Genomic DNA, 15,571 nt, shown 5'->3' on the forward strand with positions numbered 1-15,571 from the left:
GGTCAGGGGTGCGGGTGCTGGGGGGCCGGAAAATGAACCGCCTCGAACGCCTTCTGCGCCCCGGATCCATCGCTGTCGTCGGCGGCGGGGCATTCGCGCCCAATGTGGTGGCGCAGTCGCTGAAGATGGGCTTTGCCGGTGAAGTCTGGCCCGTGCACCCCAGGCGTGCCGAGGTCGAGGGCGTCAGGGCCTATCCGTCCCTTGCCGACCTGCCGGGCGCGCCGGATGCCGTGTTCATCGGCGTCAACCGCTTCGCCACCATCGACATCGTGCGGGAACTGGCGGCGATGGGCGCGGGCGGGGCAATCTGCTTCGCCTCGGGCTTCCTGGAGGCCGGCGCTGACGATGAGGATGGCGCCCGCCTGCAAGGGGAACTGATCGCGGCAGCCGGCAGCATGCCGGTCATCGGGCCGAACTGCTACGGCCTCATCAACTATGCCGACGGTGCGCTTCTGTGGCCGGACCAGCATGGCGGCCGGCGTCTGAAGCCCGGCGAACGGGGCGCGGCCATCATCACCCAGTCCTCCAACATCGCGATCAACATGACGATGCAGCAGCGCGGCCTGCCGCTCGCCTATCTGTTGACGGCGGGCAACCAGGCGCAGACCGGCTTGTCGGAAATGGCGCTCGGCCTCATCGAGGACGAGCGCGTTTCCTGCCTCGGCCTCCACATCGAGGGTTTTGACTCGGTCGCCGGTTTCGAGCGGCTGGCGATGCGGGCACGCGAGCTGAACAAGCCGATCGTGGCCATGAAGGTCGGAAGATCGGAGCAGGCGCGGGCGGCCACCGTGTCGCATACGGCGTCCCTGGCCGGTTCCGACGCCGGCTCGGACGCCTTCCTCAAGCGGCTCGGCATCGCGCGCGTCAATTCCATCCCATCGCTGCTGGAAAGCCTGAAGCTGGTGCACGCCGTCGGGCCGTTGCCCGGCAGCCGCCTGTCCTCGATGAGTTGTTCGGGCGGCGAGGCCTCGGTGATGGCCGACACGGCCGAGGGCCGTAGCGTCGCCTTCCCGGCGCTTTCACCGGCGCATCAGGCGAGGGTCAAGGCCGTGCTCGGGCCGTTGGTGACGGCGTCCAACCCGCTCGACTACCACACCTTCATCTGGAACGATCGCGCGGCGATGACGGCGGCCTTCGATGCCTTTGTCGCCGGCGGCTTCGATCTCAATCTGCTGCTGCTGGATTTCCCGCGCACAGACCGCTGCTCGGATGCCGACTGGGCGGCGGCATGCGATGCCTTCGAGGCGGCCTTGCGGGCCAACGGTGCGCGCGGCGCCATCGTGGCCTCCCTACCGGAAAACCTGCCGGAACCGCATGCCGAGCGGCTTTTGGAGCGGGAGATCGTGCCCTTGCACGGCATTGTCGAGGCCCTCGATGCGGCCGAGGCGGCCGCCTTCATCGGCAAGGCGTGGAGCCGGCCCCCTGCGTCTGCTCTTGGGGGAGTCCACGCCGGTTCTTCCGACAAGGGGGAGGGCAGGGTGGTTCTCGACGAGGCCGAGGCCAAGCGGCTGTTGCGCGGTGCCGGCCTCGCCGTGCCGCAAGGCGCGCGCGCCGCAAGCGTGGCCGAGGCCGTGGCCGCCGCCGAAAGCCTGGGCTTTCCCGTCGCGTTGAAGGCGCTGGGCGTCGCCCACAAGAGCGAACTGGGCGCGGTGCGGCTCAACCTGAAGTCCGCCGGCGAGGTGCGGGATGCGGCCGCGGCGCTGCTGCCGCTCGGCACCGGGCTTTATGTCGAACGCATGGTGGCGGGCGCGGCCGGCGAACTGATCGTCGGCCTCACCCGCGATCCCGTGTTCGGGCAGGCCATGACGCTCGGCAGCGGCGGCGTGCTGGTCGAACTGCTCAAGGACAGCGACACGCTTCTGCTGCCGGCCGCGCGTGCGGAAATCGAGACGGCCCTGCGCGGCCTCAAGCTGTTCCCGCTGCTCGACGGCTATCGCGGCCGGCCGAAGGCGGACATCTCCGCTGCGGTGGATGCCATCCTCGCCATCTCCCGTTTCGTGGTGGAGCATGCGGACCGGATCGAGGAACTCGACATCAATCCGCTGATCGTCTGCAATGAGGGCAGGGGTGCGTGGATCGCCGATGCGCTGCTGGTCTGCACCCCGACATCCCCACAGGAGGGAGACTAAGGCGCGTCATGTCCGATGTCATCAGAACCCGCCGCGAGGGCGGCATCCTCGAAGTCACGCTCGACCGGCCCAAGGCCAACGCCATCGATCTCGCCACCTCGCGGCTGATGGGCCAGACCTTCAAGGCGTTCCGCGACGATCCGGACCTGCGCGTCGCAATCCTCAGGACCGCCGGCGAAAAGTTCTTCTGCGCCGGCTGGGACCTCAAGGCGGCCGCCGAAGGCGATCCGATCGATGGCGACTATGGCGTCGGCGGTTTCGGCGGATTGCAGGAACTGCGCGACCTCAACAAGCCGGTGATTGCCTGCGTCAACGGCATGGCGGTAGGCGGCGGCTTCGAGCTGGCGCTCTCCTGCGACCTTATCTACGCGTCGGAGCATTCCTCCTTCGCCCTGCCTGAAATCCGCGCCGGCACGCTGGCCGACGCCGCCACGATCAAGCTGCCCAGGCGCATGCCCTATCACGTGGCCATGGACCTTCTGCTGACCGGCCGCTGGATGGATGCGGCCGAGGCACATCGCTGGGGCCTGGTCAACGAGGTGCTGCCGGCCGACGGGCTGGAGCAGCGCGTGTGGGAGATCGCGCGCCTGCTGGAAAGCGGCCCGCCGCTGGTCTTCGCCGCCATCAAGGAGACGGCCCGCATGACAGAGGGGCTGCCCTTCCAGGAAGCCATGAACAAGGTCATGCGCAGGCAGTTGCCCACCGTCGATATCCTTTACGATTCCGAGGACTATCAGGAAGGCGCGCGGGCCTTCGCCGAAAAGCGCGATCCGGTGTGGAAGGGCAAATGACCACGTGAAGTGCCGGCCGGGTGCGGGAGAAGAGGAGAACCATGGCAGATTACGCAAAGCTCATCGACGCCGAAACCTGGGCCTTCATCGACCGAACCAACAGCTTCTATCCGCCGGACGCGGTCGACCACAGCGTCGAGGAGCAGCGACGAACCTATGACCGCATGTGCCGGGAATTCCACGCCGGCTATCCCGAGGGCGTGAGCGCCGAGACGACGGCCATCGAGACGCCAACCCATGCGATCCCGATCCGCATCTACCGCAATGCCAGGCCCGACGATGCGGCGCTGGTGCTCTATTTCCATGGTGGCGGCTTCATCCTCGGCGGGCTGGACAGCCATGACGATGTCTGCGCCGAAATCTGCCAGCGCACCGGCTATGAGGTCGTGTCGGTCGACTACCGGCTGGTGCCCGAACACACCCACCCCGCCGCCTATGAGGACAGCCGCGCCGCCTTCGAGTGGGCGGCGAGGACCTATGCGCGGCCGATCCTGCTGAGCGGCGATTCCGCCGGCGGCAACCTGGCTGCGGCCGTGGCGCACACCACGCGCGGCCAGGAGCGCGCCGCCATCGGCCAGGTGCTTATATATCCCGGTCTGGGCGGCAAGCTGGGGCAGGGCTCCTACCTCACCCATGCCGATGCGCCGCTGCTCAGCGTGCGCGACATGGACTACTACCGGGACATGCGGGCCGGCGGGCGCGACATTTCCGGCGATGTCACCTTCGCTCCCTTCAATGACACCGACTATTCCGGCCTTCCCCCGACGGTGGTGATCACCGCCGAGTGCGATCCGCTTTCGGATGACGGCCGCGACTATCGCGACAGGATCGTCGCGGCCGGCGGCAAGGCGCGATGGATCGACGAGCCGGGGCTCGTGCACGGCTATCTGCGCGCCCGCCATACCGTGGCGCGCGCCCGTGACAGCTTCAGCCGCATCGTCGAAGCCATTCGCTCGCTCGGCAAGGGCGAGTGGCATCACCAGTCCTGAACGCAGAAGAAGGGGAACGCACATGTCGGACGAACTGGACTTCCTGAGCCGTTGCGTGGTGGCCAACCGCCTCAGCCGTCGCGCTTTTCTCGGCCGCGCGGCGGCTCTTGGCGTCGCCGCGCCCATGGCCTCGCTGCTTCTGTCGAACGCCGCGCGGGCGGGCGGCCCGGTGAAGGGCGGTGCGCTGAAGGCCGGGCTGGTCGGCGGCGAATCTACCGACGGCCTCGATCCCGCCGCCATCAACAATCAGGTCAAGGGCGCCTTTGCCCGCTGCTGGGGCGAGAAACTGCTGGATGTGGCGCCCGACGGCTCGCTGGTGCCGTTTCTGGCGACCGAATATGGAGCCTCGGCGGACGCCAGGACCTGGACCTTCAAGATCCGCAAGGGCGTCACCTTCCACAACGGCAAGGAGGTGACGGCCGAGGATGTGCGCGCGACGATCGAGCGCCATGCCGGCGAGGACACCAAGTCGGGCGCGCTCGGCGTGCTGCGCGGCATCGAGACGCTGAAGGCGGAAGGCGACGACTTCATCGTCACGCTCAAGGAGGCCAATGCCGACCTGCCCTATCTGATGACCGACTACCATCTCATCATCCAGCCGGACGGCGGCAAGGATGCGCCCGAGGCCGGCATCGGCACCGGACCCTACAGGATCGCCGCGCATGAGCCGGGCGTGCGTGAGATCGGCGAGCGCTATGACGGCTACTGGGCGCCGGATGCGCGGGGCCATGCCGAGCAGGTCGAGATCATCGTCATCAACGATTCGGCCGCGCGCATGGCCGCCTTGCGCTCCGGTCAGGTCCACATGATGAACCGGGTCGAGCCCAAGGTCGTGGAACTGGTCAAGCGGCTTCCCGGCGTCACCATCCAGAACATTACCGGCAGCGCCCACTATGTGTTTGCCATGCAGTGCATCACGCCGCCCTTCGACAACAACGACCTCAGGCTGGCGCTGAAATATGCTATCGACCGGCAGGAGATGGTCGACAAGATCCTTGCCGGCTACGGCACCGTCGGCAACGACATTCCGGTCAACAAGGCCTATCCGCTGTTTTCCGACGACATCGAGCAGCGCGGCTTCGACCCGGACAAGGCGGCGTTCCACTACAAGAAGTCGGGCCATGAAGGGCCGATCGTGCTGCAAACCTCGGATGTGGCCTTCCCCGGCGCGGTCGATGCCGCCCAGCTTTTCCAACAGAGCGCGGCCAGGGCCGGCATCACGCTCGATGTCCGGCGCGAGCCGGGCGACGGCTACTGGGCCGAGGTGTGGAACGTCTCGCCGTTCTCGGCGTCCTACTGGGTCGGGCGCCCCACCCAGGACCAGCAATATTCGACGGCCTACATCTCCAGCGCCGACTGGAACGAAACCCGCTTCCGCCGCGAGGATTTCGACAGGATGGTGGTTGCCGCGCGGGCGGAACTGGATGAAGGCAAGCGCAAGGCCATGTACCGGGACATCGCCATGATTGTGCATGACGAGGGTGGCGCCATCATCCCCGTCTTCAACGACTGGGTGGATGCCGTTTCCGACAAGGTGGGCGGTTACCAGCCGCACCCGGTCGGCGAGCTCATGTCCGGCCTGGCCCTGGCGTCCTGCTGGCTGCAGGAGTGACCCGCCCTTGCCGCCGCACCCATACGCGACGGGTGGGGCGGCTTAGGTCAAACCAGAAAGGGCTTGGCCTTCATGCTGGCCGGTGCGGCAAGGCCAAGCAGATTGAGCACTGTCGGTGCAAGCTGGAGCTGGTCCAGCAGCGCCGTATCGTCGGGCCCCTTGCCTTTGCCGAAATAGTAGAGGGCGAAATCCTGCTGGTCGTCTTCCCGGCCGCCGTGATGGCCGCGGTCGGTCTGGCCATGGTCGGCGGTGACGATCACCTCATAGCCCGCCTCGCGCCATTTCGGCAGGAAGGCTGCCAGCATGCCATCCATGGCATAGCAGGCATGGTCCATTTCCGTGCAGTCGTGGCCGAAGCGATGGCCCATGGAATCCAGCGTGCAGGTATGCAGGATACCGTAGTCGATGCCGTGGCGCCTTGTCAGCATGGTCAGCGTGGCGAACAGGTCGACATCGCTCGGCGTCATCTGGTTGGTGCCGTTGTAGCCGGTCATGGTGTGGAAGCGGCCACGGGTGATCGGCCCGCCCGGCTCGTCATATTCCATGTCCTCGACGAGATCGAAGGGATAGCGGTTGAAGAATTCCGACCAGTAGGAATGGGTCACCGCGCCGGTCTTGCCGCCGGCCTTCGAAATCTCGGAAAACAGGTCGGGCTGCTCGACCCGGAAACGGTTCTCGTTGGAAAGGATGCCGTGAATCTGGGGCGGCGTCCCGGTATGGATGGAGGCGTAGCAGCAGGCCGATGTGGACGGCAGCACCGAGCGCATCTTCCACACCCGCGCGTCCCCCGATTGCACCCAGCCTTCCAGATTGCCGAACAGCCGGCGCCAGTTGCGCCACGGCACGCCGTCGAGAATGATGAGCAGCAGCTTGGTGTTCAGCGCCATGGCAGGCTCCGCAAGTTTCCATGCCGGCTTTGCCGTCAGGAGGGGATTTCGGTGGGGCAGCCCGCCGGCGCCTGCCGACGGGCTCGTCAAGGTGGCGGTTTCTATGCGGCGAGCCAGCATTCGGCCAGCGCATAGCCGTCCATCAACTCGCCCTCGGTGTGCTTGTTGTAACCGCCGATTTTCGAGGTCAGGACCGCGTCGATGAACTGGTTGAAGAAGGGCACGATCAGCCCGCCCTCGTCGCGCATCATGACCGCCATGTCGCGATAGATCGCCTTGCGCTTGCCCTCGTCGAGTTCGGCGCGTGCCGCATAGAGCATCTTGTCGAACTCCGGCCGCTTGAAGCGGGTGTCGTTCCAGTCCGCATCCGAGGCGTAGCCGGTCGAATACATCTGGTCCTGGGTCGAACGTCCGCCCCAGTAGGAGAGGCAGAAGGGCTGCTTGTTCCACACTTCGGACCAGTAGCCGTCGCCCGGCTCGCGGCGGATCTCGATCTGGATGCCGGCCTTGGCGCAGCTTTGCTGGTAAAGCTGGGCGGCATCGACCGCGCCGGGAAAGGCGACCTCGGAGGTCCGCAGCACGATCGGGCCGCTATGGCCGGACTTCTTGTAGAACTCGGCCGCCTTGTCGGGATCGAAGACGCGCTGCTCGACGTCGTCCGAGAACAGCGGATAGGCCGCATTGATCGGAAAGTCGTTGCCGACGGTGCCGTAGCCGCGCAGGATCTGCTGCAGCATCTGCTCGCGGTCCATGGCGAGCTTCAGGGCCATGCGCAGGTCGTTGTTGTCGAAGGGTGCGGTGTCGCAGAACATGTTGAAGGGATAGTAGCCCTTGCCCGACACGTTCTCGATCGACACGCCCGGGACACGCTGGACCAGCTCGACGATCTTCGGCTCCACCCGGTTGATCATGTGCACCTGCCCGCTTTGCAGGGCGGAGATGCGCGCGGTCGGGTCGTTGATGACGATGATCTCGACCTGGTCGGCGAAGCCGAGGCGATCCGCGTCCCAGAAATTGGTGAAGCGTTCGCCGACATAGCGGATGCCGGGCTCGTTCGCCGCCACCTTGTAGGGGCCGGCGCTGATGCCGGCGGCCGGATCGTCCTTGCCGCCATTGGGCTGGATGACCAGATGGTAGTCGGCCATCAGATAGGGGAAGTCGGCGTCCGGCTCGGCCAGCGTGACGATCACCTCGCGCCCGTCCGCCTTCACGGCCTTGATGTTCTTAAGGATGCCGAGTGCGCCGGATTTCGACGTCTCGTCGGCATGGCGTTCGATGGTGGCGGCAACGTCTTCGGCGGTCACCGTCTTGCCGTTGTGGAACTCGATGCCGTCGCGGATCTTCATCGTCCATGTGCGGGCGTCGGCCGAGGCGCCGATATCCTCGGCAATCCGGTTTTCCAGCGAACCGTCGCGGTTCAGCCGGAACAGGAACTCGCCCCATTGCTTGCAGAAATTGAACGGAACCTGGCTGAGATTGAGCGCGGGGTCGAGCGTGTTGGTGGATTCGCCGCCTTGCAGGCCGGCCCTGAGAATGCCGCCGCGCACAGGGGTCTGCGCCAGCGCCTTGCCCATCAGGGCGTCGGCGGCGATGGCCGAGACGCCGAGCGCTGCGGCGCGGCCCAGGAATTCGCGACGGGACATGGCGCCCCGCGCCAATCTTGCGGCGTGATAGTTCAGTTCGTCAGACATGTTTTCCCTTCGGTTTTGCGAACGTCACGATAGCGTTTCCATCATGACGGCGGCGCGACACAAGGGCCCCGCGCCGGATAATGGCCGCCCTTCACATGGCGCGGCCTGTTCGAAACATCGTGCGGCGGCGGCTTCCGGAAGCAGGCGTCAGTTGCCGGCTGCCTCCATACGCCGGCTCGCGATCGCCGTCTCCAGCCAGCCGATCTCCATTTCCGGCACGGAGGACAGCAACAGGTCGGTATAGGCGTCGAACGGCGGCGTCAGCACCTTGCTCTTGGGGCCGTAGCGCACCAGTTCGCCGCGATACATCACCGCGATGGAATCGGCGATGGCCTTCACCGTGGCGAGGTCGTGGGTGATGAACAGATAGGCCACGTCCTCCTCGGCCTGCAGGTCGAGCAGCAGCTTGAGGATGCCGTGCGCCACCAGCGGGTCGAGCGCCGAGGTCACCTCGTCGCAGATGATCAGCTTCGGCCGCGCGGCGAGGGCACGCGCAATGCACACGCGCTGCTTCTGGCCGCCCGAAAGCTCGGCCGGATAGCGGTCGGCGAAGCCCTTGCCCATCTCGATCTTGTCGAGCAGTTCGGCCACGCGCCGGTTGCGCTCGGCACCGCGCATGCCGAAATAGAATTCCAGCGGCCGGCCGATGATGGTGCCCACCGTCTGGCGCGGGTTCATTGCTACGTCCGCCATCTGGTAGATCATCTGGAGCTGGCGCAGGTCCTCCTTGGGGCGGTCGGCCAGCCGGTTGGCAAGCACGCGCCCGTCGAAGCTGACGGTTCCGCTCTCCGGCGGCAGCAGGCCGGTGATGGCGCGCGCCAGCGTCGACTTGCCGGAGCCAGATTCGCCCACCACGGCCAGCGTCTGGCCGGGATGGATGTCGACGCTGACATTCTTCAGCACCTTGACCTTGCCGCCGCCATAGGAGGCGGTGACGTTGTCGACCGAGAGGATCGGCGTCGGGGTCGGCGTGTGCTCGTCATGGTCGATCGCATGAACCGAGACCAGAGCCCTTGTGTAATCCTGCTTCGGCTCCTTGATGATCTGGCGGGTTTCGCCCCATTCCACGGTCTTGCCGTGGCGCAGCACCATGATGTCATCGGCCACCTGGGCCACCACGGCGAGATCGTGGGTGATGTAGAGCGCCGCCACGCCGGTGTCCTGGATCGCCCTCTTGATCGCTGCCAGAACGTCGATCTGGGTGGTGACGTCGAGCGCGGTGGTCGGCTCGTCGAAGACGATGAGGTCGGGTTTCGAGCACAGCGCCATCGCCGTCATGACGCGCTGCAACTGCCCGCCGGACACCTGATGCGGATAGCGGTCGCCGATGTTCTCGGGATCGGGAAGGCTGAGCTGGCGGAACAGGTCGACGGCCCGCTTCTCGGCCTCCTCGCGGTTCGACACGCCATGTTCGAGCGTGGCTTCGACCACCTGCCGCATGAGCTTGTGGGCCGGATTGAAGGCCGCCGCCGCCGACTGGGCGACGTAGCACACCTCCTTGCCGCGCAGCTTGCGCAGGCCCCGCTCGCTCCTGAGGATGTCGCGGCCGTTGAGGATGACCTCGCCGCCGGTGATGCGCACGCCGCCGCGGCCATAGCCCATCGTCGACAGGCCGATGGTCGACTTGCCGGCGCCGGATTCGCCGATCAGGCCCAGCACCTTGCCGCGCTCGACCGTGAGCGACACGTCGTCGACGATGACCACGTTCTTCGGGTCTTCGCCGGGGGGATAGACCGTCGCCTCGATGCGCAGGTTGCGGATGTCGAGCAGCGTTCCGGTGCCGGGGCGCTGCGGGTTCGTCTTCGTCCGTTCAGCCATTGCCGCGGCCTCCCTTCAGGTCGGAGGTTCGGTTCAGCACCCAGTCGGCGACGAGGTTGACCGAGATTGCCAGGAGCGCGATGGCGCCGGCCGGGATCAGTGCCGCCGGGATGCCGAACACGATGCCGTCCTTGTTTTCCTTGACCATGCCGCCCCAGTCGGCATTCGGCGGTTGCACGCCGAGGCCGAGGAAGGAAAGCGCCGACAGGAACAGCACCGCGAAGATGAAGCGCAGGCCGAGCTCCGCCACCAGCGGCGACAGCGCATTAGGCAGGATCTCGCGGAAGATGATCCAGGACCGGCCTTCGCCGCGCAGCTTGGCCGCCTCCACGAAATCCATGACGTTGATGTCGACCGCCACGGCGCGCGCAAGGCGATAGACGCGGGTGGCGTCGAGAATGCCCATGACGAGGATGAGCGTGACCAGTGTCGACGGCAGCACCGAAAGCACCACCAGTGCGAAGATCAGCGTCGGGATCGACATCAGGAGGTCGACGAAGCGCGACATGGTCTGGTCGAGCCATCCGCCCACCACGGCGGCGGTGAAGCCGAGCACCGAGCCGAGGATGAAGGACAGCGCCGTCGCCGCCACCGCGATGAAGATGGTGATGCGCGCGCCGTAGATCATGCGTGAGAGCAGGTCGCGGCCGAGATTGTCGGTGCCGAGCAGATGCGTGGCCGAAATCGGCCCCCACACGTCGCCGACGATCTCGCCATTGCCATAGGGCGCAATCCACGGGGCGAACAGGGCCGCGAAGAGGAACAGTGCCGTCAGGAAGAGGCCGATCAGGGCGCTCACGGGAATGCGTTTCAGGTCAAGCACGCGCGGTCCTCACTTCGGATGCCTGAGGCGGGGATTGGCCAGGATGGCCACGATGTCCGCGATCATGTTGAGGCCGATATAGACGGCGGCGAAGATCAGGCCGACGGCCTGCACCACCGGCACGTCGCGCTTGGAAACGTGGTCGACCAGATACTGGCCCATGCCGGGATAGACGAAGATCACCTCCACGACGACGACGCCGACGATGAGATAGGCAAGGTTCAGCATCACCACATTGACGATGGGCGCCACCGCGTTGGGCATGGCGTGCTTGCGGATGATCTCGAAGGCCGACAGGCCCTTCAGCTCGGCCGTCTCGATATAGGCCGATTGCATGACGTTGAGGATCGCCGCGCGCGTCATGCGCATCATGTGCGCCAGCACCACCAGCGTCAGGGTGATCGCCGGCAGGGCGATGGCCTGGATCCTGGCACCGAACGACATGGTGTCGAAGACGGTCGAACTGGCGGGAAACCATTGCAACTCGACGGCGAAGAACAGGATCAGCAGATAGCCGATGAAGAATTCCGGCAGCGAGGTCGAGGCCAGCGCGAAGCCGGAGATCGCCTTGTCGATGACGCCGTTGCGGTAGCGCACCGCCAGCAGCCCGAGCAGGATGGCCAGCGGCACCGAGATCACCGCCGCGCAGGCGGCAAGGAACAGGGTGTTCTTCAGCCGGCCGCCGAGCGCGTCGGCGATGTCGCGCCCGTTGGAGAGCGCGGTGCCGAAATCGCCGGTCAACACGCCGCCCAGCCAGCGGAAATAGCGGATATAGGCCGGGTCGTTGAGGCCGAGGTCGCGGCGCAGGTTCTCCAGCGCCTGCGGCGTCGCCGCCTGCCCGAGGATCGACTGGGCCACGTCACCGGGCAGGATCTGGGTGCCCGCGAAGATCAGCACCGAGACGGCGAAAAGGAGGAGAACGCCCAGCGCGAGGCGCTGGGCGATCAGCCGCAGAATAAGCGTACTTCCCATCAGGCGCGTCTCAGCCCTGCTTCAGCCAGACGCGGGTGGCGGCCCTGAGGTTGGAGGTCTCGTGGTTCGGGTCGAGGACCCAGCCCTGCACCTCCTCGCGATGGGCATCGATGAAGTCGTTGAACATCGGCAGGATCAGGCCGCCGTCGTCACGCACGATCATCGCCGCTTCGCGATAGAGTTCGGTACGCTTGGCGTTGTCCAGCTCGGCGCGCGCATCGAGAATGATCTTGTCGAACTTCTCGTTGAAGAAACGCGTGTCGTTCCAGTCGGCGCCGGTGATGTAGGCGGTCGAATACATGGAATCCTGCGTCGGCCGCCCGCCCCAGTAGGACGCGCAGAAGGGCTGCTTGTTCCACACCTCGGTCCAGTAGCCGTCGCCGGGCTCGCGCTGTACCTGGAGCTGGATTCCGGCCTTGGCGGCCTGCTGCTGGAAGAGCTGCGCCGCGTCCACCGCGCCGGGGAAGGCGACATCGGAGGTGCGCAGCAGGATCGGGCCGCTGTGCCCGGATTTCTCGAAGTGGAACTTCGCCTTGTCCGGATCGTAGGTGCGCTGCTCGATGCCTTCGGGATAGAGCGCGTAGCTCTTGCTGATCGGGAAATCGTTGCCGATCGAGGCGTAGCCCTGCATGATCTGCTGCACCATCTGCTCGCGGTCAACGGCGAGCTTGAGCGCCATGCGCAGGTCCGCATTGTCGAAGGGCGCGGTGTTGCAGAACATCGGGAAGATGTAGTGGCCCTTCGACGGCACGTTGACGACGACGACGCCCGGTGCACGCTTGAGCAGGCCGACCGTCTTCGGCTCCACACGGTTGATGATATGGACCTGGCCCGATTGCAGCGCCGCCATGCGGGCGGTGGTGTCGTTCATGACGATCACCTCGACCGAATCGACATGGCCGACGTCGTCGCGCCAGTAGCCGTCATATTTCACCGACATGTGGCGCACGCCGGGCTCGTTGACCTCGACCTTGTAGGGGCCGGTGCCGATGCCCGCGGTCGGGTCGTCAAAGCCGCCGTTCGGCTGGATGATCAGATGGTAGTCGGTCAGCAGCAGCGGCAGGTCGGCATTGCCGCGCTTGAGCTTGAAGACGACGTTGTCGCCGTCGACCACGACCTCGTTGATGTCGCCCAGCACGCCCAGTGCGGCCGACTTGGTCTTTTCATCGGAATGGCGGCGGATGGTCTGCGCCACGTCCTCGGGCGTCAGGTCCTTGCCGTTGTGGAAGGTCACGCCCTTGCGGATCTTGAACGACCATTCGGCGGCGTCGTCGGAGGCGTCCCAGGATTCGGCCAGCACCGGCTGCGCGGTGCCGTCTTCCGGCGACTGGAGCACCAGAAGCTCGCCCCATGTGGAGCCGAAATTCTGCGGCACCTGGGTGAGGAACTGGGCAGGGTCGAGGCTGTTGGTGGATTCGCCGCCCACCAGGCCCATCTTCAGGGCGCCGCCCTTCTGCGGCGCCTGTGCACGGGCTGCGCCCGACAGCATCGTGTTGGCCAGCGCGGCGCCCACGCCCAGCGCCGCAGCGCGGCCGAGGAAATCACGCCGGCTAAGTTTTCCCGCAGCAACCGCCCGGCTCAGAAAATGCAGTTCGTCTGACATTTTAGTTTGAGCTCCCTTACTCTGTGGTTCGACCCCAATGGCCGTTTTTATTGGTCAATTACGGTGAATAATGCGGCCAAGGTCAAGCCGGAACCGGACGGAAAGCGACATGGGCTGGCGTAATTTGCATGCCGCTGCTGGAACAAGCCGGAGCTTTAAGAAGTTCGGCGAACTTGTCGCAATCAGACAAGAAACGCCATTTTCAGCGGAGTTGAGGCAGATATCGGCGGTACTCGAACGAAATTTCGCAGCCGGAACAGTCAAATTCCGGCTGCGTCACCGCGCTTCGAAATGTCGCAAATAGAAAAGTGCTCAGTTGAGCGGGATATCGTTTTCGTGCTTTCCGGCCTGGTAGGTCGCCGAAAGATCGTCATAGCGGGCGGAAATCGCCGCTATGCGTTGTTCGAGCCGCCGACGCTCTGCTTCGGGCGCTTCCCGCGCCAGTTTGCGGATCGAAAAACTTTTCCAGTAGGCATTCTCGGCATTGTAGCCGCCCGGTTCGAGCGTGAAGACCTCCTTGAGGATCTTCAGGTCGTGGGGAATGGCGAAGCTGTCGCGTGAATCCTCGTGGCTGAACAGATAGTAGAAATTGTCGAACCCGGCCCAGGTGATGGCCGACAGACACAGCGAGCAGGGTTCGTGGGTGGAAACGAAGATGGCCTCCTTCGTATCGACCCGCTCCGCCTTCGGCATCTCGTAAAAACGCTTCAGGCAGTGCATCTCGCCGTGCCAGAGCGGGTTCTCGACCTCGTTGTTGGTTTCGGCCAGCACCAGCGAACGGTCGGTCTTGCGCAGCAGCGCCGCGCCGAAAAGCTTGTTTCCCTTCTCCACGCCGGCTGCCGTCCTCGGCACGATGTCGTGCTCGATCACATCGAGCAGGCGGTCGATGAGGGACACGTCGCTCATGGCTGGAAACCCTCCGGCAGGCGAACCTCATAGGGATGGGAGAAGTAGAATTCCTCCAGGTTGGAGCCGTCGCCGCCGCGATCCACGATGACGAAGTCCTGCTCCTCGCCCACCGGCGTCAGGACGCCGTGCCACACGTTGCGGCGGTAGTTCACGCCCTGTCCCGGTGCCGTCAGGAAGGCCTGCGGGGTGCCCGGCCCGTCCGGCCCGTCCGGGCACACCACCACCACGAAGGGGCGCGGCGACATGGGAATGAAGGCCTGGCTGCCGAGCGGGTGGCGCTCGACCATGGCGAGGGTGAGGGGAAAGCTGTAGGGAGTGCCGCGGGCGATCGAGATCAGCACATGGGCATTGTCGCCGCCCACTTCCGGGCGGGCCAGCGCGTGGTGGCGTTCGCATTTTCCCGCATTGATCGGGAAATGGTTGTCGCCATCGGTGTCGATGACGTCGCCGAAGGGCGCGAAGCTTTCGCGCGTCAGGGGCTGTGCGAGGATGATGCCGCTCATGTCTGCCTCCCGAAGCCGCCCAGCACCGCGTGCCGGTTCACGTCCTTGTAGAGCAGGTAGCGGAAATTGCCGGGCCCGCCGGCATAGCAGGCCTGCGGGCAGAAGGCGCGCAGCCACATGTAGTCGCCTGCCTGCACCTCGACCCAGTCCTGGTTGAGCCGGTAGACGGCCTGGCCTTCCAGCACATAGAGCCCGTGCTCCATGACGTGGGTTTCGGGGAAGGGGATGATGCCGCCTGGCTTGAAGGTGACGATGGTCACATGCATGTCGTGGCGGATGTCGGCCGGGTCGACGAAGCGTGTCGTGGCCCATTTTCCGTCCGTGTCGGGCATGGCGACCGGCTCGATGTCGTTCTCGTTGGCGAAGATCGGCTCCGGCGGCTCCAGCCCGTCGACGAACTCGTAGGCCTTGCGGATCCAGTGGAAACGGGCCGTGGCGGCGCCCGCGTTGCGCAAGGTCCATCCGCTGGCCGGCGGCAGGAAGGCATAGCCGCCGGGGGTGAGGCGGTGCGCCTCGCCGTCCAGCGTCACGGTGACCTCGCCCTCGACCACGAACAGGACGCCCTCGGCGTCGGCATCGGGTTCGGGCCGGTCGCTGCCGCCGCCGGGCTGCACTTCCATGATGTACTGGGAGAAGGTTTCGGCGAAGCCGGAAAGCGGGCGGGCGATCACCCACAGCCGCGTCTTGTCCCAGAACGGCAGATAGCTGGCGACGATGTCGCTGAATTCCCGCCGCGGGATCACCGCATAGGCTTCGGTGAAGACGGCGCGGTCCGTGATCAGGTCGCTCTGGGGCGGCAGGCCGCCGCGCGGTGCATAATAGGTGCGTTCGGGCATGGCGGTCA

Annotated in this window: 13 protein-coding genes; 4 read left to right on the forward strand and 9 right to left on the reverse strand. The window is 65.8% G+C overall.

All coding sequences use genetic code 11. The features are described from left to right. Nucleotides 1–32 precede the first annotated feature (32 nt). The 4 genes from ACVCNR_RS13320 to ACVCNR_RS13335 are packed head-to-tail and all read left to right on the forward strand — an operon-like array spanning nt 33 to nt 5,521. Nucleotides 33–2,129 carry an acetate--CoA ligase family protein gene (locus tag ACVCNR_RS13320; RefSeq protein WP_447075132.1) on the forward strand — a complete coding sequence of 699 codons (2,097 nt, stop codon included), beginning with the start codon at nt 33–35 and terminating at the stop codon, nt 2,127–2,129. A gap of 8 nt (nt 2,130–2,137) precedes the next feature. Beyond that, the gene (locus tag ACVCNR_RS13325) at nt 2,138–2,920 is read left to right on the forward strand and encodes a carnitinyl-CoA dehydratase (RefSeq protein WP_354199218.1); all 783 of its coding nucleotides are present in this window, start codon (nt 2,138–2,140) and stop codon (nt 2,918–2,920) included. Between the two features lie 41 nt (nt 2,921–2,961). Beyond that, a complete protein-coding gene (locus ACVCNR_RS13330) occupies nt 2,962–3,909 on the forward strand; it encodes an alpha/beta hydrolase (RefSeq protein WP_447075133.1) in 948 nt (315 codons plus the stop codon). 22 nt (nt 3,910–3,931) lie between these two features. Further along, nucleotides 3,932–5,521: an ABC transporter substrate-binding protein gene (locus ACVCNR_RS13335; protein ID WP_354199214.1), complete on the forward strand. Its 1,590-nt coding sequence runs from the start codon at nt 3,932–3,934 to the stop codon at nt 5,519–5,521. A 47-nt stretch (nt 5,522–5,568) separates the two neighbouring features. On the opposite strand, the gene ACVCNR_RS13340 is transcribed toward ACVCNR_RS13335, so the two are convergent. From ACVCNR_RS13340 to ACVCNR_RS13380, 9 genes are all read right to left on the reverse strand, one after another. After that, a complete protein-coding gene (locus ACVCNR_RS13340; RefSeq protein ID WP_447075134.1) occupies nt 5,569–6,408 on the reverse strand; it encodes an alkaline phosphatase family protein in 840 nt (279 codons plus the stop codon). Nucleotides 6,409–6,509: 101 nt separating this feature from the next. Then, complete coding sequence (locus ACVCNR_RS13345) at nt 6,510–8,099, reverse strand: ABC transporter substrate-binding protein (protein WP_354199210.1); 1,590 nt, start codon at nt 8,097–8,099, stop codon at nt 6,510–6,512. Between the two features lie 147 nt (nt 8,100–8,246). After that, entirely contained in the window at nt 8,247–9,917 is a 1,671-nt protein-coding gene (locus ACVCNR_RS13350) for an ABC transporter ATP-binding protein (protein ID WP_354199208.1), read from the reverse strand. After that, a complete protein-coding gene (locus ACVCNR_RS13355; protein WP_354199206.1) occupies nt 9,910–10,740 on the reverse strand; it encodes an ABC transporter permease in 831 nt (276 codons plus the stop codon). The genes ACVCNR_RS13350 and ACVCNR_RS13355 overlap by 8 nt, the downstream gene beginning before the upstream one ends. A gap of 9 nt (nt 10,741–10,749) precedes the next feature. Next, nucleotides 10,750–11,712: an ABC transporter permease gene (locus tag ACVCNR_RS13360; RefSeq protein WP_447075135.1), complete on the reverse strand. Its 963-nt coding sequence runs from the start codon at nt 11,710–11,712 to the stop codon at nt 10,750–10,752. A 10-nt stretch (nt 11,713–11,722) separates the two neighbouring features. Beyond that, nucleotides 11,723–13,315 (reverse strand): ABC transporter substrate-binding protein, encoded by a 1,593-nt coding sequence (locus ACVCNR_RS13365; RefSeq protein WP_354199202.1) that lies wholly within the window; start codon nt 13,313–13,315, stop codon nt 11,723–11,725. A 312-nt stretch (nt 13,316–13,627) separates the two neighbouring features. Beyond that, a complete protein-coding gene (locus ACVCNR_RS13370) occupies nt 13,628–14,221 on the reverse strand; it encodes a nucleoside deaminase (RefSeq protein ID WP_447075136.1) in 594 nt (197 codons plus the stop codon). Next, nucleotides 14,218–14,727, reverse strand: a complete 510-nt coding sequence (locus tag ACVCNR_RS13375) for an ureidoglycolate lyase (RefSeq protein ID WP_354199198.1) — start codon at nt 14,725–14,727, stop codon at nt 14,218–14,220. Before ACVCNR_RS13375 ends, ACVCNR_RS13370 begins: the two co-directional genes overlap by 4 nt. After that, nucleotides 14,724–15,563 carry a bifunctional allantoicase/(S)-ureidoglycine aminohydrolase gene (locus tag ACVCNR_RS13380; RefSeq protein WP_354199263.1) on the reverse strand — a complete coding sequence of 280 codons (840 nt, stop codon included), beginning with the start codon at nt 15,561–15,563 and terminating at the stop codon, nt 14,724–14,726. The genes ACVCNR_RS13375 and ACVCNR_RS13380 overlap by 4 nt, the downstream gene beginning before the upstream one ends. Nucleotides 15,564–15,571 lie beyond the last annotated feature (8 nt).

Source organism: Aquamicrobium terrae, from assembly GCF_052978165.1.